Consider the following 19308-nt stretch of genomic DNA (forward strand, 5'->3'; position numbering starts at 1 on the left):
ATTCAGATAAAATAGTGTGAAAACCGACGAAATATAAAAAAATTTTAGATAAAATACAAAAAAAGTATGTCAAAAGTTTGACTTTGTTAAAATAAAACTTTATAATAGATATAGTTTATATTTGGAGGACGATAAGTGTGGAGTCAAGAGGAATATCAAAAGCTGTTATTGGGAGACTTCCAAGATATTACAGATATCTTGGTGAACTCAATGAAGCCGGAGTAGAAAGAATATCATCAAGTGATTTAAGTAAAAAAATGCATGTAACAGCATCACAGATTCGCCAGGATTTGAATAATTTTGGTGGATTTGGCCAACAAGGATATGGTTATAATGTAAAGTATCTTCGCACGGAGATTGGCAAGATACTGGGATTGGACCAGAGTCACAATATGGTAATCATAGGAGCAGGTAATTTAGGACAGGCACTTGCAAATTATGCATCTTTTGCAAGAAACGGATTTATTTTAAAGGGAATCTTTGATGTGAATCCTGAATTGAAAGGAAAAGTGATCAGAGACATTCCAATTCGAATGATGGATGAATTAGAGACAGTTCTTCAGGAAGAAAATATTGATATTGCGGCACTCACAATTCCAAAAACAAAAGCGGTTGAAGTATCTGATATTCTGGTACGTAATGGTATTAAAGCAATTTGGAATTTTGCACATACAGATTTGAATCTTCCGAAAGATGTGATTGTAGAAAGTGTCCATTTATCTGATAGCTTGATGAAGTTGTCCTATAATATTACCCGATACAAAGAAGAACACGGGGAAGATTAGAAGTATCATAACGTGCAAAAGGGTTGTTTAATGCTTTTGCACGTTATTTGTATTTACGCGAGCAACGAGCCAAAGTCCGTGCTTGCACGAGACCTTGGCGACTGCCGCGATAACTTGAGAAACTCGCGAAGCGTGTTTCTCATAGTTTGGAGAAAATTATTTTATTTCGTGCTTTGAGAAAGGATGAGTAAAAATGAGATATTTGCCTACTGGAAATTGGATGCAAAAAGCTGACGCACACACGATTCATGAAATAGGAATTCCATCTCTGGTGCTAATGGAGAGAGCTGCATTGGGAATTGCTGAGGTTATAAAATCGAAAGTTCAGAAGAATAAAAAGATACTGATAGTTTGTGGCTCCGGAAATAATGGAGGAGACGGATTTGCAATCGCAAGATTGTTACATGATGAGAATTATTCCGTAGGAATTGCATTTGTTGGAAAAACAGAGTCAATGAGCGATGAATGTAAACAACAATATTGTATTTGTAAAAATATTGGGATATCGATAGAGACAGAAATTCCTGATGAAGAGTATGGTGTGATCGTAGATGCGATTTTTGGCGTTGGACTTTGCCGGGAGATAAGCGGTAAATATGCTTCTGTGATAGAGTGTTTAAATGCAATGAAAGGATATAAAGTTGCGGTAGATATACCCTCGGGAGTCAATTCTTTGGACGGAAAAATTTTAGGTATAGCGTTTAAAGCGGACTTGACGGTTTCTGTACAATGTGAGAAACTAGGAACTGTTCTGTATCCGGGAAAAGATTTTGCAGGAGAAGTAGTTGTAAAATCAATCGGTATCAATACAGAACTTTATCAAAATAATATAGAAATATGTTATACACTGGAACAAGATGATCTTTGCACATGTCTGCCGAAACGTGTGGCAAATTCACATAAAGGAACATATGGGAAAGTGCTTATGATTACCGGAAGCAAGGGAATGGCCGGAGCAGCATATTTAAGTGCAAAAGCAGCATATGTAAGCGGAGCAGGGCTTGTTCAGATATATACTGCCAAAGAAAATAGAAGCATTCTTCAACAACTGCTGCCAGAAGCAATTATCTCCACTTATACAGAATATTCTGAAGAAGAATTGAAACAATTATTAAATTGGGCAGATGTTGTATGTATTGGATGTGGACTTGGCCAGGAAAAAACAGCAGATAAATTATTACAAGGGGTATTTCAATTCTGTAAAGTCCCATGTATTATTGATGCAGATGGAATCAATCTTTTATCTGAAAAGATGGAATTGCTTGAAGAAAGTACATTTCCGATAGCATTAACTCCACACATGAAGGAAATGACGAGACTTTTAAAGTGCTCGGTCGCAAAATTAAATGCAGATCGTATGAATATATTGACTGATTTTGTGAAACGGTATCCTGTTGTTTGTGCGTTGAAAGACGCTCGTACGCTTGTAGCAAAAGAGAATCATCCTTTATTTGTAAATACTGCAGGAAATAGTGCGATGGCAAAAGCAGGTTCGGGAGATGTTCTTGCTGGAGTGATCACAGGGCTTACAGCACAACATATGAATTTGTATGATAGTGTTGTGTCAGGAGTGTATCTTCATGCAAACGGAGGAGATTATGCAAAAAAAAGCTGTGGCGTTTACAGTGTACTGGCAGAAGATTTGATTTCAGGAATAAAAGATGTACTAAAGCAGGTAGAACAGTAACATTTGATATGGAGGAATAGAACATGAAACAATATACACGTGTGTATGCAAAAATTGATCTGGATGCAATTGCATATAACATGGAACAAATGAAGGAGCGAATCGGAACAGGAGCAAAGTTGGTTGCGGTTATTAAAACAGATGGATATGGACATGGTGCGATTCCGATTGCCAGAATGTTCGAATCAGTAGATTATGTATGGGGTTATGCGACAGCTAGTCTTGATGAAGCTGCTCTCTTGCGTAAGGCTGGAATTTGTAAGCCAATTCTTGTATTGGGATGTGTATTTCCAGATCAGTATGAGGATATGATCCGTTACGAAGTACGTCCTGCTACATATACAGAAGAAATGGCAATAGAAATATCAAAACAGGCTGTTAAATTAAATAAAACGGCATATTTGCATATTAAAATCGATACAGGAATGGGACGTATTGGTTTTGCAGTATCGGATGAAACGGCAGATATTGTTGAACAGATAAGTAAATTACCAAATATAAAAATTGAAGGAATGTTCACGCATTTTGCGAAGGCAGATGAAAAAGATAAAAGCTATACATATCAACAGCATGAGAAATTTGTTTGGATGAAACAGGCACTGGAAGAGAAAAATCTGGAAATTCCATATATTGATTGCGATAATAGTGCTGGAATTATAGATTTTCCCAATATGAAGCATAATCTGGCAAGAGCAGGAATCTCTTTATATGGAATGTATCCGTCTGATGAGGTAAATAAAAATGCAATTTCATTAAAACCGGCATTAGAATTAATCAGTCATATTTCTTTTGTGAAAAATGTAGAAGCTGGTACTTCAATCAGTTACGGAGGTACATTTGTGGCACCAAAAGCAATGCGAATAGCTACAATACCTGTCGGATATGGAGATGGATATCCACGTTCTCTTTCAAACAAAGGATCTGTTTTGATTCATGGAAAACGTGCTCGTATTCTGGGAAGAGTTTGTATGGATCAGTTTTTAGTAGATGTTACTGATATCCCGGAAGCAAAATTTATGGATGAAGTTGTGCTGGTAGGGAAAGATCAGACAGAAACTATAACAATAGACGAGTTGGCAGAGCTTAGCGGAAGATTTAACTATGAATTTATATGCTGCCTTGGAAAACGAATCCCAAGAGTTTATATTCAGGATGGGAAAATAGTAGAACAGATTGATTATTTTGCATAGCAAAACTTAAAGTGAATACAATTACACAAAGAATTCTCGTTCCTGCTTTTAGAATAACTATAAAAAAAGCGGACATACTAATATTAAAATATGATGAGAATCGGAGTGTGGAAAATTTGGTTGTAAAGCGTGGAGATATTTACTATGCAGACCTAAGTCCGATTATCGGTTCGGAACAAGGTGGCGTACGCCCGGTCCTGATCATTCAAAATGATGTTGGAAATCGTCACAGTCCGACTATAATCTGTGCTGCTATTACATCACGTATGAATAAAGCAAAATTACCGACGCATATTGAAATTAGTTCAGGAAGATACCATTTAGTAAAAGATTCTGTTATATTGCTGGAACAGATTCGAACAATAGATAAGCAACGACTTCGGGAATATGTATGCCATGTAGACAGTAGAATGATGGGAAAGGTTAACCATGCAATTCAAATCAGTCTTGGTCTGGATACATAAACACTTTACAGATAAACCAAATAGTGGTAGTATAAACAAGATAATGTGTCATGTTGCCTAAGCAATTTGTCACACCGGAAAAGAAAAAAGAAGAGGAGAATGAGAAATGTCAGGACATTCTAAATTTGCGAATATTAAACACAAAAAAGAAAAAAATGATGCAGCAAAAGGAAAAATCTTTACTAAGATTGGTCGTGAACTTGCTGTAGCCGTTAAGGAAGGTGGCGGACCTGACCCGACTAGTAACAGTAGACTTCGTGATGTGATCGCTAAGGCAAAATCAAATAACATGCCGAATGATACGATTGAAAGAAATATTAAAAAAGCAGCTGGTGAAGGTTCAGGCGATAATTATGAACATATTACATATGAAGGATATGGACCGAACGGAACAGCAATTATTGTCAGAACACTGACAGATAATAAGAACAGAACAGCTTCTAATGTCAGAAATGCATTTACAAAGGGCAGTGGTAACGTAGGAACACCTGGATGTGTGTCTTTCATGTTTGACGAAAAAGGACAGATCATTGTTGATAAAGAAGAATGCGATATGGATGCAGATGAATTGATGATGCTTGCACTTGATTCAGGAGCAGAAGATTTCGTGGATAATGATGATAGCTATGAAATTCTTACAACTCCTGAAGATTTCAGTGATGTTCGTCTGAAATTAGAAGAAGCAGGAATTGCTATGGTGAATGCTGAAGTGACAATGATTCCGCAGACATATGTTGAGCTGACGGAAGAGGAAGACCTTAAAAATATTCAAAAGACATTAGATCTTCTTGAAGAAGATGACGATGTACAGGATGTATATCACAACTGGGACGAGTAATATGAATGAGGATACTGTATCGAAGGATATAGTATCCTTTTTGCTTGTCATATATTAAAAATGATATCTGAATAATAAGAATAGGTATATTTTAAAAAATTCACTCCATACTATATAGAAAATGTAAGGAGGAATTTGGGATAATGGATAAATCTTTAAAAAATACATCTAAAGAAAATAAAGAAAGCAGGGAAGAACGGGAAGAAATCCGTGAAGAAATAAAGGAAACCGGAACACTATGTTTAGAAAATGATAAACATCATCACAAAATCCAGATGATTGCAATTATTGGAGAAATTGAAGGGCATGAGGCATTATCCGGAAATACAAAATCTACGAAATATGAACACATTATTCCCAAACTGGCACAAGTGGAGGATGATGAAGAAACAGAGGGGGTTCTTATTTTGTTAAATACATTAGGGGGTGATGTTGAAGCTGGACTTGCAATCGCAGAAATGATTGCATCTCTTAGTAAACCTTCGGTATCTCTGGTGCTTGGAGGAAGTCATTCAATAGGAGGACCGCTTGCAGTTTCAGCAGATTATTCATTTATTGTACCAAGTGGAACAATGATTGTACATCCGGTCCGTTCCAATGGAATGTTTATCGGGGTCTATCAAAGCTATCGAAATATGGAACGTACACAAGACCGTATAACCAGCTTTATTTCAAAACATTCAAATATAAGTCAGGCAAGACTGGAAGAACTAATGCTTGATCCAACTCAACTTGTAAAAGATGTTGGAACTATGCTGGAAGGCATTGATGCGGTGAAAGAAGGAATGATCAATGAGGTTGGCGGAATCAGTCAGGCATTGAATAAACTACACGAAATGATTGAAGAACAAAAAAAATAATGTTATACTATATTGAGTATGTTTAACACCAAGGGGGATGTATCATGGCTGCAAAGTCAACCAAGAAACGAAAGACAACAACCAAAAAACCAACTAAAAAACAGCAGCAGGAGAATGCTGCAATTCGCGATGAAATATGTATTTTATGCGTACTTGCTGTATGTATTTTACTATTGATCAGCAACTTCGGCATTGGAGGTATGGTCGGAGAAGCTGTATCATCTGTGTTGTTTGGCTTATTTGGCTGGATTGCATATTTAATCCCTGTGCTTATATTTAGCGTGGTCGCTTTTCTAATTTCAAACAGAGGAAACAGCCACGCGTACATAAAAAGTATTGCATTATTTGTACTTGTTGTATTGCTTGCAACATTGCTTGAACTTATTATGAATCCATATGACGCAACAGCAGGGCTTATGACATATTATCACCAGTCAAGTGTAAACCGAACAGCGGGTGGCCTGTTTGGCGGATTTTTAATGAAATTATTGTGTCCGCTTATCGGGAAAGCAGGAACTTATGTCGTTGTGATAGTTCTGGCAATCGTATGTGTTATCTTAATTACAGAAAAATCATTACTTAAGCCACTGGGGCGAAAGAGTAAAGTAGTATATGAGGATGCTAAGAAATTAAAAGAAACAACAGCTATAAAGTCAGCACAGAAAAGAGCAGCACAAAAGAAAGAAAAGACGGCAAGATTAGAAGAACAAGCAAAAGAACAGCAAAGCACTGTATCGAAACCGACACAAAAACGCAACAAAAAAGTATCAGGTGTTTCGTTTGCTACAACATTGTTGGAAACACCTATACGTGGAAAGTCACCGGAACTTAAGGAATTAATCCCGGAAGAACCAGTAGAAGATATGAGTATCAAACCATTGGATGAGATGCCGGAGCTTACAATAGAATCTCCATTTGATGATGTAGATGTGCCAGATATGAGCGAACCTGTTCCAGAGACAGAAACGATGGCTGTCGAAGAAGCAATTGCACCGATAGAATCTGTGTCTGTATCGGAAGAACCAGAAGAGACAGACATGACTGAAACAACAACAAAACAGACACGGAAACACTCATCACCGGAAGAAAAGGCGGCGGTAACAAAAGAAACAGAATCTGTGGAAGCAGCCGTTCAGGCACAGAATACAGCACCTGCTAAGAAGTATCTTACTCCACCATTAGATTTATTAAAAAAGGGAAAAGCATCCGGAGGCGATTCGAATGCACATTTGCGTGCCACTGCAATGAAGTTAGAGCAGACGCTTTTGAATTTTGGAGTGAAGGTTCATGTGACAAATGCCAGTTGTGGTCCGGCTGTGACAAGATATGAGCTTCAACCAGAACAAGGCGTTAAAGTTAGCAAAATTGTAGGGCTTGCAGACGACATTAAACTAAATCTGGCAGTGTCAGATCTTCGAATTGAAGCTCCGATTCCTGGAAAAGCAGCAGTCGGGATTGAAGTACCTAATGAAGAAAATACAGCAGTAATGCTCCGAGATCTTTTAGAAGCACCTGAATTTCAGAAAAGTAAAGCAAAACTTGCATTTGCTGTAGGTAAAGATATTGCAGGAAAAGTAATTGTAGCTGATATTGCAAAAATGCCTCATTTACTTGTGGCAGGTGCAACGGGGTCTGGAAAATCCGTGTGTATCAATACAATTATTATGAGTCTTATTTACAAAGCAGACCCGGAAGATGTCAAATTGATCATGGTTGATCCAAAGGTTGTAGAATTAAATGTTTATAATGGAATTCCACATTTGCTTATTCCGGTAGTGACAGATCCTCGTAAAGCGGCTGGGGCTTTGAACTGGGCAGTTGCAGAGATGATGAAACGATATCAACTGTTTGCAGAATATAACGTACGTGATTTGAAAGGATTTAATGAAAAAGTTTCAAATCTCGAGCCGGCTGAAAATAATCCGAAAAAAATGGCTCAGATTGTGATTATTGTCGACGAGCTGGCAGATTTGATGATGGTAGCTCCAAAAGATGTAGAGGGTGCAATTTGTCGTTTGGCTCAGCTGGCACGTGCTGCTGGTATACATTTAATTCTGGCAACACAAAGACCATCTGTAAATGTTATCACAGGATTGATTAAAGCCAATATGCCATCACGTATTGCATTTGCGGTATCTTCGGGTGTAGATTCTCGAACGATTATAGACATGAATGGAGCAGAAAAGCTTCTTGGAAAAGGAGATATGCTCTTTTATCCGACTGGTTATCCAAAACCAGTACGTGTACAAGGTTCCTTTGTTTCTGATAAAGAAGTTCAGCAGGTTGTAGATTACCTGATCAATCAGAATGGCGGGGCAAATTATAGTAGTGACTTAGAAGAACATCTAAGTAATGATAATTCCGTGGAACTTTCCGGTAGTGCAGTTTTTTCCGGAAATTCCTCAGAAACGGAAGATAATCGGGATCATTATTTTGCGGATGCAGGCTTCTTCATTATAGAAAAAGAAAAGGCATCGATCGGAATGCTACAGAGAATGTTCAAAATAGGATTTAATCGAGCCGCAAGAATTATGGATCAGCTTGCAGAAGCACAGGTGGTAGGACCCGAAGAAGGTACAAAACCGAGGAAGGTATTGATGACCAAAGAAGAATTTGAAGAGTATTTAGGAACAGGTAAGAAGGAGGATTAGCAATGAAAACAGATATTCAAATTGCACAGGAGGCACAGATGCTGCCAATTAAAGAGGTGGCAGCAAACGCAGGTATTACAGAGGATGATTTAGAATTTTACGGAAAATATAAAGCAAAGCTTTCAGAAGATTTCTGGGATAAGATTAAAGATAATCCGGATGGAAAACTGGTATTGGTAACAGCAATCAATCCAACTCCTGCAGGAGAGGGAAAAACAACAACATCTGTTGGATTAGGACAGGCATTTGCCAAGTTAGATAAAAAAGCAATCATTGCACTTCGCGAACCATCTCTTGGACCTTGTTTCGGAATTAAAGGAGGAGCTGCAGGTGGCGGTTATGCACAGGTTGTTCCGATGGAAGATTTGAACCTACATTTCACAGGAGATTTCCATGCAATTACATCTGCTAATAATCTGCTTGCTGCAATGTTAGATAATCACATCCAGCAGGGAAATGCTCTTCAGATTGATCCACGACAGGTTGTATGGAAACGTTGTGTTGATATGAATGACAGAGTGTTGCGTAATATTGTTGTAGGTCTTGGGAACAAGATGGACGGAATGGTTCGTGAAGATCATTTTGTTATTACAGTAGCTTCTGAAATTATGGCAATCCTTTGCCTCGCTGATGATTTGCAGGATTTAAAACGCAGACTTGGAAGAATCATCGTTGCATATAATTTTAACGGGGATCCTGTTACTGCAGATGATTTACAGGCGACAGGCGCAATGACTGCGTTACTCAAAGATGCGATCAAGCCAAACTTGATTCAGACATTAGAACACACTCCGGCCTTAGTCCATGGAGGTCCATTTGCTAATATCGCACATGGCTGCAATAGTGTGCGTGCAACAAAGATGGCTTTAAAAATGGCAGATATTGCAATCACAGAAGCTGGATTCGGTGCAGATCTCGGTGCTGAAAAATTCATGGATATCAAATGCAGAAAAGCGGGTTTAAAACCAGATGCTGTTGTTTTAGTTGCAACAGTACGAGCATTGAAGTATAATGGTGGAGTTGCCAAAGCTGATTTGGCAGAAGAGAATCTGGATGCACTGAAAAAAGGAATCGTGAATTTAGAGAAACATATTGAAAATATACAGAAATTCGGAGTACCTGTAATAGTTACACTGAATTCATTTATAACAGATACAGATGCTGAAAATGAATATATTCGTCAGTTCTGCGAAGAAAGAGGCTGTGAATTCGCACTTTCAGAAGTATGGGAAAAGGGCGGAGAAGGCGGAATTGCACTTGCAGAAAAGGTATTGAATACATTGGAAAATAAAGAAAGCCACTTCCATACGCTTTATGAAGACGAATTGTCTTTGAAAGAAAAAATCGAGAAAATTTCAAAAGAGATTTATGGTGCAGATGGTGTGGTTTATGAGCCGGCAGCACAAAAGCAGATTACAAAAATAGAAGCAATGGGATTTGGCGAATTTCCAATATGTATGGCGAAAAATCAATATTCATTCTCAGATGATGCAAAGAAGCTGGGAAGACCAGAAAACTTTGATATTCATATTCGTGAGGTTTATGTTGATGCAGGAGCAGGATTTGTTGTTGCACTGACAGGTTCGGTTATGACTATGCCTGGACTTCCAAAAGTGCCAGCTGCCAACAATATCGATGTGTCTGAAGATGGAAAAATTACAGGACTGTTTTAAGGAGAAACAAAAACAATGCAGTTAATCGATGGAAAAAAGATTTCAAAAGAAATTAAGGATGAATTAAAAGAAGAAGTAGCCGTATTAAAGGCGAATGGAAAAGAAGTGTGTCTTGCTGTTGTTCAAGTGGGAAACGATCCGGCATCTTCAGTTTATGTAAATAATAAAAAGAAAGCCTGTGCTTATATTGGTATCGAATCAGAAAGCTATGAACTGGCAGAAGAGACAACAGAAGAGGAGTTATTGCTTCTAATTGATCGTTTGAATAAAGAAGAACATGTAAATGGAATACTGGTTCAGTTGCCGCTTCCGGCCCATATTGACGAAGATAAGATCATACGTGCTATTTCTCCGGATAAGGATGTAGACGGATTTCATCCAGTCAGCGTAGGACGTCTGTGGATTGGAGAGAAAGGATTTTTATCTTGTACTCCGGCAGGTATTATTCAGTTATTAAAACGTTCCGGGATTACAATAGATGGAAAAGAATGTGTGATTGTCGGACGTAGCAATATCGTAGGAAAACCGATGGCTGCATTACTTTTAAGAGAAAATGGAACAGTTACAGTTACGCATTCACATACAAATAATTTAAAAGATATTACAAAGAGAGCGGATATTTTGATTGTTGCAATTGGCAGAAAGCAATTTATAACAGCAGACTATGTAAAAGAGGGTGCAGTTGTTATCGATGTGGGCATGCATCGTGATGAGAATAATAAGCTTTGCGGAGATGTTGCATTTGACGAAGTAGCAGAGCATACATCTGCAATTACCCCGGTTCCAGGAGGCGTAGGACCGATGACGATTGCAATGCTAATGAACAACTGTGTAGAAACAGTAAGAAAATAGGAGGAACCATTTATGAAATGTGCAAATTGTGGTGCAGATATTCCAGCGGGAATGCTTATATGTCCTGACTGTGGCACAGAAGTTCAGATGGTTCCGGACTATAATCCTTTAGATGATGTACTTACTCGTGAAGTAAAAGGTTCTGTAGAGGATGTGACACGCCCGTTGCCTAATAGCAGTGGTCAGGTACAGCAGCAAAGAAATCGTTCAAGACAACAACCACAGAATTCAACGCGTGTATTGAGTCAGGGAGAGTTAGACCGTATCCGTTCAAATCAGATGCGGACATCTCAAAAAAGCAATTATCGCGGGAGAGATACAGTTGGAGAAGAGAGGATCAGACCAACAAGACGTGATACAAGGGCACAACAGACGGATTATAGAACAGCGGATGAACGACGGCGTCAAAAAGCATTGCGGATGCAGCAGGCAAAAAAGAAACGTCGAAATACGATGATTGTTGTTATGGTTATTTTAGTTGCAGTTGGAATTAGTGGGATCCTTCTTTATCAGAATTCTTATTCGGGAACTTTAAACAAAGCAGAGAAAGCTTATCAGTCTAGTGAATATAGTAAAGCCATTCGCTATTACAATCTTGCAATTGCAAAAGACAATACGCGTGCGACAGCATATGTAGGACTATCAAAAGTATATATTGCCCAGGATGAATTGGATAAAGCAGAAAACATGTTCTTAAATGCGATTGATTCACAGCCGGAAAATGCAGATTTGTATGAGGCTCTTGCACAATTTTATATCAAGACGGATCAGGCAGATAAAATTTCAGGTACTTTGGACGGCAGTAGCAAAAATGTATTAAAAGAGATGAGTGATTATGTTTCTGACATGCCGGAATTTAGTCTGGAAGAAGGAACATATACAGAAGTGCAACAGGTTTCCTTGTCTGGAAATGGGAAAATTTATTATACAACAGACGGGAATGAACCGACAACTGACAGTACGTTATATACTGAGCCGATTCTGATTGAAGATGGTACGGTTGTTATAAAAGCAATTTGTGTAAATAAAAAGGGAATTCCTAGTTTGGTTGCAACCAAAACATATCAGGTTGAGATTCCAATTGAAGATGCACCAGCTGTTACACCATCTACCGGGCAATATACTTCTGCAACGCAGATCAGTATTACAGTTCCGGAAGGATATACAGCATATTATACAATGGATAATACAACACCAACAACAGCATCAACGCAATACACCGGTCCAATTGACATGCCGGAGGGACAGACTATTTTTTCCGCGATTCTTGTCAACAAGAATGGAAAAACAACACAGGTCACAAAAAGAAATTATGTATTGAATTTACAATAATATAAAAAGAAATCTGTTGGATAAAAAAGAATTCTTCAGATTTCTTTTTTGTTTATGAGATTAAAAACAGTAAAAATAGCATGCATTTGAAGTCTGATTTTTAGAACGGCAATTTTGAAAAAATCCAGTGTATTTATTACCAAAAATAAAGAAAAAATTTTGGTGATAATTCTTCACCTAATTTTCCAGATTGCCTTGTGTGAAAAGATTAACAGTGCTATAATATAAACATGTTAAAAAAATAACACATTGAAGGAGATGTAGTATAATGAGTCGATTTACATTACCAAGAGACATTTATCATGGAAAAGGATGTTTGGAAGAACTGAAAAATTTGAAAGGAACAAAAGCAATCCTCGTTGTAGGTGGTGGCTCTATGAAACGTCAGGGCTTTCTTGACAGAGCAGTGAACTACTTAAAAGAGGCAGGAATGGAAGTAGAATTATTCGAAGGCGTTGAGCCAGATCCATCTGTAGAGACTGTTATGAAAGGTGCTGAAGTAATGCGTGCATTCCAGCCAGACTGGATTGTTGCAATGGGTGGAGGATCACCAATCGATGCAGCAAAGGCAATGTGGGCATTTTATGAATATCCAGAAATTACTTTTGAAGATTTGATTACACCATTTAGTTTTCCAGAATTAAGACAGAAAGCAAAATTCTGTGCAATTCCATCTACATCTGGAACTGCAACAGAGGTAACAGCATTTTCAGTAATCACAAACTATCAGACAGGTGTAAAATATCCGCTTGCTGACTTTAATATCACTCCAGATGTTGCAATCGTAGATCCAGATCTTGTTGCAGGACTTCCTGTAAAACAGGTTGCATACACAGGTATGGATGCTTTAACACACGCTATTGAAGCATATGTATCAACATTGAATTGCCCATTCACAGATCCTCTTGCACTGCAGGCAATTGAGATGGTTCTGGAATATCTTCCAGCATCATACAACTGCAATATGGTAGCAAGAGAGCAGATGCACTATGCACAGTGTCTTGCCGGTATGGCATTCTCAAATGCATTGCTTGGTATCGTACATTCTATGGCACACAAAACAGGAGCAGCATTCTCAACAGGTCATATTCCACATGGTTGTGCAAATGCTATTTATCTGCCATACGTTATCAAATACAATGCAAAAGATCCTGTAGCAGCTTCACGTTATGCTGAAATCGCACGTAGAATGGGACTGGAAGGTGTTTCAGAGCAGGCATTGATCAATAGCCTTTGCAACAAAATCGATGAATTCAATGTAAAATTGAATATTCCAAAGACATTGAAAGAATTTGGAATCAACGAAGACGAATTCAAAGAAAAAGTTGCCAAGATTGCAGAGCTTGCAGTTGGTGATGCATGTACAGGCTCTAACCCACGTGCAATCGATCCTGCAAACATGGAAAAACTGTTAACATGCACATACTATGGTACAGAAGTAGATTTCTAATTTAATTTGCAAAAAAGGGGCGGGTGTCAGTAGAGCATCGGCCCCATTTTTTGTTGTATCGTTAAAATCTTCACTTGCCAAGCTGAATCATATAGCGTATTATAATTAAAGGGCGTTTTTTATTTCCGAACTAGGTATTGAGTTAGAAATGAAAGAGGAATAAGAGAAACCTAAATAAAAGGAGGAAGATCATGTATAAAATTTTAAAAGCAGAAAAACTGGCCGATAAGATTTTTTTGATGGATGTACATGCACCACGTGTTGCAAGTCACTGTCAGCCGGGACAGTTTGTTATCGTAAAGATGGATGACAAAGGAGAGAGAATTCCACTTACTATTTGCGATTATGATCGTGAAGCCGGAACAATCACAATTGTATTTCAGGAAGTTGGAGCATCTACGATAAGGATGGCTGATCTGAAAGAAGGAGACAGTTTCCGTGACTTTGTCGGACCACTTGGATGTCCATCAGAATTTGTTCATGAAGATCTCGAAGAATTAAAGAAGAAAAAAATCGTTTTTGTAGCTGGAGGTGTTGGTGCCGCACCTGTTTATCCACAGGTAAAATGGTTACATGCTCATGGAATTGAAGCAGATGTTATCCTTGGTGCAAAGACAAAAGATATGGTAATTCTTGAAAAGGAACTGGAAGCAGTTGCTGGTAATTTATATGTAACAACAGACGATGGCTCTTACGGACGTTCCGGAATGGTTACAGCTACCTTAGAAGACTTGGTTAGCAAAGAAGGAAAAACATATGATTCATGTGTCGCAATCGGACCAATGATTATGATGAAATTTGTTTGTCTGTTAACTAAAAAATTAGAGATTCCTACAATTGTCAGCATGAACCCGATCATGGTTGATGGTACAGGAATGTGTGGAGCTTGCCGTCTGCAGGTCGGTGATGAAATTAAATTCGCATGTGTAGATGGACCAGAGTTTGATGGACATCTTGTAGATTTCGATCAGGCAATGAAGAGAAGTCGGATGTATAAGACAGAAGAGGGTCGTGCGATTCTGAAACTGCAGGAAGGTGATACACATCACGGTGGCTGCGGAAATTGCGGAGGTGACAACTAATGGCAGATGTATTAAAGAAAGTTCCTGTAAGAGAACAGGATCCAAAAGTACGTGCAACTAATTTTGAAGAAGTATGTCTTGGATACAATAAAGAAGAGGCAATGGAAGAAGCTACTCGTTGCATTAACTGTAAAAATGCAAAATGTATTCAGGGATGTCCTGTATCTATCAATATTCCAGGATTTATTCATGAAGTAAAAGAAGGTAATATCGAAGAGGCTTATAAGATTATCGGACAGTCTTCAGCATTACCTGCTATTTGCGGACGTGTATGTCCACAGGAATCACAGTGTGAAGGAAAATGTATCCGTGGCATCAAAGGTGAGCCGATTTCTATCGGTAAACTGGAGAGATTTGTTGCAGATTATGCTTTGGAGCATGATATTAAACCAGTTGGAGCAGAAGAAAAGAACGGACATAAAGTTGCTGTTATCGGTTCAGGTCCTTCAGGACTTACATGTGCCGGCGACCTTGCAAAACTTGGTTACGATGTAACTGTATTTGAAGCACTTCATGAACTCGGTGGAGTATTGGTATATGGAATTCCAGAATTCCGTCTTCCAAAACAGAAAGTTGTAGCAAAAGAGATTGAAAAAGTAAAAGAGCTTGGAGTTAAATTTGAGACAAACGTTGTAATCGGAAAATCTACAACAATTGATATGTTGATTGAAGATGAAGGGTTTGAATCTGTATTTATCGGTTCAGGTGCAGGTCTTCCTAAATTTATGGGTATTCCTGGTGAAAATGCAAATGGCGTATTCTCTGCTAATGAGTATTTGACAAGAAGTAACTTGATGAAAGCTTTTGACGATTCTTATGACACACCAATTTCAGCCGGACATAAAGTAGCTGTTGTAGGTGGTGGTAACGTTGCTATGGATGCTGCAAGAACAGCACTTCGTCTTGGTGCAGAAGTACATGTTGTATATCGTCGTAGTGAAGAAGAACTTCCAGCACGAGTAGAAGAAGTGCATCATGCAAAAGAAGAGGGAATCATTTTTGATTTGCTGAGAAATCCAAAAGAAATCAAAGTAGATGAGAATGGTAACGTAACTGGAATGACAGTCGTTAAAATGGAACTTGGAGAGCCGGATGCATCAGGAAGAAGACGTCCTGTTGAAGTTGCAGGTTCTGAATATGACATTGATGTAGATACAGTGATTATGTCACTTGGTACATCACCAAACCCATTGATCTCTTCTACAACTGAAGGGCTGGAGATTAATAAATGGAAATGTATCGTAGCAGAAGAAGAAACTGGAAAAACATCTAAAGAGGGTGTATATGCCGGTGGAGATGCTGTTACCGGTGCAGCTACAGTTATCCTTGCAATGGGTGCCGGTAAAGCAGCGGCAAAGGGTATTGACGAATATCTTAGCAATAAATAGTTTAGAGAGAGTAATTTTGCACTGAATAATTTTAGATGCAATGCATAAAATAATTATGAGGATATAGGTTTTTCCTATATCCTCGTTTTTTAGACATTAGGGGATTTATATGAAGATCACATTGATTACAGTTGGAAAAATAAAAGAAAAGTATTTGAAAGATGCAATTTCAGAATATAGTAAACGTTTGAGCCGTTATTGCAAATTAGAAATCATAGAAGTTGCTGATGAAAAAACTCCTGATAACGCAAGTCAGATTGTTGAAGACGGAATTCGTGATAAAGAAGGAGAACGTATCTTAAAATATGTGAAAGAAGATGCATTTGTTGTTACTTTAGAAATCAAGGGAAAACTCTTGACCTCTGAAGAACTGGCTGATAAAATTGAAACTCTGGGTATTCAAGGGACCAGTCATATCATATTTATTATTGGTGGTTCAATAGGCCTTGGAAATGAGGTGTTAAAACGCTCAAACTATGCGTTGAGTTTTTCTAAAATGACATTTCCACACCAACTGATGCGTGTAATTTTACTGGAACAGATATATCGGAGTTATAGAATAATAAATCACGAACCATACCACAAGTAAGTCATTTAATAGATAAAAAATATAAGCAAAAGAAGAGGATTTTAAAACATGCAAGAAGCAACACAAGATATACAGGAAGAAGGCATGGCATTCTTAGAAACTGTCAAAGAAAAATTGAAACAGAAATTGGCACAGCTTTATGAAACTCTTTTGGACGGACAAAAAGAGATAGATCAGATGCAAGAATATTTCTGGGATAATTATACAGAGATGGATGAATATGGTTATGAATATTATGATAACCAACAGGCATTACTGCAACAGGTAAATGCAAATCAGAATACATTGTCAATGAAACATCGACTTGAGTCTTTGTTAGATTCACCTTTTTTCGGACGTGTTGATTTTCTGTATGATGGAGACGAAGAACCCGAATCATTTTATATTGGCATTGCAAATTTTGCAGAAGACACTGGAAGGCAGCCTCTTATTTATGACTGGAGAGCACCGATAAGCAGTTTATTTTATGATTATGATAAAGGCAATGCTTCTTATGAAGCACCGGCTGGAATAATTACAGGTGAAATTACAGCAAAAGGACAATATAAAATAAAAAAAGGTAAAATTATATATGCTTTTGAAAGTGATATGCTGATAGATGATGAAATTTTAAAACAAGAATTAGGAAGCAATGGCGATGTTCAATTAAAAAGCATTATTAGAACAATACAAAAAGAACAAAATGAGATTATCAGGAACACCAAGGATCAAATATTGATTATTCAGGGGGCAGCGGGAAGTGGAAAAACATCTATTGCTTTACACAGAATTGCTTATCTGCTATATCATGATCGTAAAAATTTAAAATCATCAAACATTTTAATTTTATCTCCCAATAGTGTGTTTTCTGATTATATTTCACATATTCTTCCAGAACTTGGTGAAGAGAATATTCAGGAAATGAGTTTTGATATTTTTGCTTACAAAGAATTAAAAGAATTTGTCTATGATTGCGAAGATCGCTATCATCAATTGGAACGGCAGTTACATGATTGTCCATCAAGTGAGATTCATCGTTACAGATACAAACAGTCTTTTGATTTTATCGGACAGATGGAAGGTTTTCTTGCTGCATTAGAAGATCGCTTGATTGATTTTCATGATATTGAATGGCGTGGATACCATAAGTCAGAAGAAGATTTAATCCAATTATTTTATTTCAAATTTCAAGACACTCCGATTTTGGTAAGAATGGATGCAATTAAAGAATATTTTATTGATGAGGTTGAAACCAGTATGGGACGTGATCTTAAGGAAGATGAACACATTTATTTTGATGAACTTTTTGATAAAATGTATCAGACAAAAGATTTGTATATTATTTATAATTGGTTTTTAGAAGATATAGATTCTCCAGTGTTGCCAAAAGTGTCGTATGAACGTCGCATACTGAAATATGAAGATGTATATCCGATGCTCTATTTAAAATATCGACTCTATGGAAAGAAACAGCATCACCGTATTAAACATGTGGTGATTGATGAAATGCAGGATTATTCTTATTTACAGTATACAATTTTACAAACAATGTTTGATTGCAAGATGACGATACTTGGAGATAAGGCACAATCTATGGATGAACAAACACAAGATGTTCTTGCTTTCCTGCCGAAAATATTTGGAAAACAAGTTCGGAAAATTGTTATGAATAAGAGTTATCGAAATACAGTTGAAATTGCAAAGTATGCAGCAGGACTGACAGGTATTTGTGATTTGGAATTGTTTGACCGTCATGGAAAAGACGTGGTAGAAAAAACTTTTTCATCAGTAGAATCAGTAATTTCTGAAATTTTGAAAAATATTAATTTGGATAAATATGAAACAGCAGCGGTTTTAGCCAGAACAGAGAAGGAAGCTTTTGAATTATATAGTTTATTAAAAAGAAAAGATGAAAATGTCTCTTATATGGATCGAGATACATCTGTTTTTCAGAAAGGGCTGACGATCACCACATACTACCTTGCAAAAGGATTAGAGTTTGATCAAGTTTTCACTGTTCGTTCGGATATTGAAACAAATATGTCAAAACAGGCAGATTATATTTGTGCGACAAGAGCGTTACATGAGTTATATATGTATACCTTGGAAAATAATAAATAAAAAATCTTTGTTCATTCATAGAAAAGAAAGTTCTCTCATAGATTTTTTATAAAAAAGAATACGTGATCGTGTATATGAGAGCAAAGCAGAAGCAAGATCAGTTAAAGAATAAGATTACTTCTGTTACAGGAATGCCCGATGAGGTTATTTTAGGAGCATCGGTTATAAATATACTTGGATATCATAAGTTATATATAGAAAACTATCGTGGAATCCTTGAATATACTTCTTGCCTGATACGTATTCAGACAAAACAGACACAAATACGTGTTGTTGGAAAGAAATTAAAAATAGAATATTATACAAATTTAGAAATGAAAATCACAGGAGATATTTGTTCGATAGAATTTTGTAAATAAGGAGTTTT

The 19308-nt window shown here is 37.4% G+C and carries 16 protein-coding genes; all 16 read left to right on the forward strand.

What is annotated here, in order from left to right; genetic code table 11:
- Positions 1 to 137 precede the first annotated feature (137 nt).
- The 16 genes from H8S40_RS06760 (at position 138) to H8S40_RS06835 (ending at position 19300) form a co-directional block, all read left to right on the forward strand.
- Positions 138 to 785, forward strand: coding sequence for a redox-sensing transcriptional repressor Rex (locus H8S40_RS06760; protein WP_117988989.1), 648 nt, complete (start codon positions 138 to 140; stop codon positions 783 to 785).
- 193 nt (positions 786 to 978) lie between these two features.
- Positions 979 to 2472, forward strand: coding sequence for an NAD(P)H-hydrate dehydratase (locus H8S40_RS06765; RefSeq protein WP_186864899.1), 1494 nt, complete (start codon positions 979 to 981; stop codon positions 2470 to 2472).
- Positions 2473 to 2495: 23 nt separating this feature from the next.
- Entirely contained in the window at positions 2496 to 3662 is a 1167-nt protein-coding gene (gene alr, locus H8S40_RS06770) for an alanine racemase (RefSeq protein WP_186864900.1), read from the forward strand.
- A 116-nt stretch (positions 3663 to 3778) separates the two neighbouring features.
- On the forward strand, positions 3779 to 4126 hold the full coding sequence (locus tag H8S40_RS06775) for a type II toxin-antitoxin system PemK/MazF family toxin (RefSeq protein WP_022076094.1): 348 nt from the start codon (positions 3779 to 3781) through the stop codon (positions 4124 to 4126).
- A 106-nt stretch (positions 4127 to 4232) separates the two neighbouring features.
- Positions 4233 to 4964, forward strand: coding sequence for a YebC/PmpR family DNA-binding transcriptional regulator (locus tag H8S40_RS06780; protein ID WP_118723684.1), 732 nt, complete (start codon positions 4233 to 4235; stop codon positions 4962 to 4964).
- A gap of 143 nt (positions 4965 to 5107) precedes the next feature.
- Entirely contained in the window at positions 5108 to 5824 is a 717-nt protein-coding gene (locus tag H8S40_RS06785) for a ClpP family protease (RefSeq protein WP_186864901.1), read from the forward strand.
- A 44-nt stretch (positions 5825 to 5868) separates the two neighbouring features.
- On the forward strand, positions 5869 to 8475 hold the full coding sequence (locus H8S40_RS06790; protein WP_186864902.1) for an FtsK/SpoIIIE family DNA translocase: 2607 nt from the start codon (positions 5869 to 5871) through the stop codon (positions 8473 to 8475).
- Between the two features lie 2 nt (positions 8476 to 8477).
- Entirely contained in the window at positions 8478 to 10148 is a 1671-nt protein-coding gene (locus H8S40_RS06795) for a formate--tetrahydrofolate ligase (protein ID WP_022076090.1), read from the forward strand.
- Positions 10149 to 10163: 15 nt separating this feature from the next.
- Positions 10164 to 11000, forward strand: coding sequence for a bifunctional methylenetetrahydrofolate dehydrogenase/methenyltetrahydrofolate cyclohydrolase FolD (folD, locus tag H8S40_RS06800; protein WP_022076089.1), 837 nt, complete (start codon positions 10164 to 10166; stop codon positions 10998 to 11000).
- 12 nt (positions 11001 to 11012) lie between these two features.
- Positions 11013 to 12332 (forward strand): chitobiase/beta-hexosaminidase C-terminal domain-containing protein, encoded by a 1320-nt coding sequence (locus H8S40_RS06805; RefSeq protein WP_118723680.1) that lies wholly within the window; start codon positions 11013 to 11015, stop codon positions 12330 to 12332.
- Positions 12333 to 12600: 268 nt separating this feature from the next.
- A complete protein-coding gene (locus tag H8S40_RS06810; protein WP_118723679.1) occupies positions 12601 to 13782 on the forward strand; it encodes an iron-containing alcohol dehydrogenase in 1182 nt (393 codons plus the stop codon).
- A gap of 191 nt (positions 13783 to 13973) precedes the next feature.
- On the forward strand, positions 13974 to 14864 hold the full coding sequence (locus H8S40_RS06815; protein ID WP_186864903.1) for a sulfide/dihydroorotate dehydrogenase-like FAD/NAD-binding protein: 891 nt from the start codon (positions 13974 to 13976) through the stop codon (positions 14862 to 14864).
- Complete coding sequence (gene gltA, locus H8S40_RS06820) at positions 14864 to 16252, forward strand: NADPH-dependent glutamate synthase (protein ID WP_186864904.1); 1389 nt, start codon at positions 14864 to 14866, stop codon at positions 16250 to 16252. The genes H8S40_RS06815 and gltA overlap by 1 nt, the downstream gene beginning before the upstream one ends.
- A gap of 109 nt (positions 16253 to 16361) precedes the next feature.
- Complete coding sequence (gene rlmH, locus H8S40_RS06825) at positions 16362 to 16841, forward strand: 23S rRNA (pseudouridine(1915)-N(3))-methyltransferase RlmH (protein ID WP_022076084.1); 480 nt, start codon at positions 16362 to 16364, stop codon at positions 16839 to 16841.
- Positions 16842 to 16889: 48 nt separating this feature from the next.
- Entirely contained in the window at positions 16890 to 18941 is a 2052-nt protein-coding gene (locus H8S40_RS06830; RefSeq protein ID WP_186864905.1) for a HelD family protein, read from the forward strand.
- Between the two features lie 74 nt (positions 18942 to 19015).
- On the forward strand, positions 19016 to 19300 hold the full coding sequence (locus tag H8S40_RS06835; protein WP_022076082.1) for a YabP/YqfC family sporulation protein: 285 nt from the start codon (positions 19016 to 19018) through the stop codon (positions 19298 to 19300).
- The last annotated feature ends 8 nt before the right edge of the window (positions 19301 to 19308 follow it).

Source organism: Ruminococcus hominis, assembly GCF_014287355.1.
Lineage (GTDB): Bacteria > Bacillota > Clostridia > Lachnospirales > Lachnospiraceae > Schaedlerella > Schaedlerella hominis.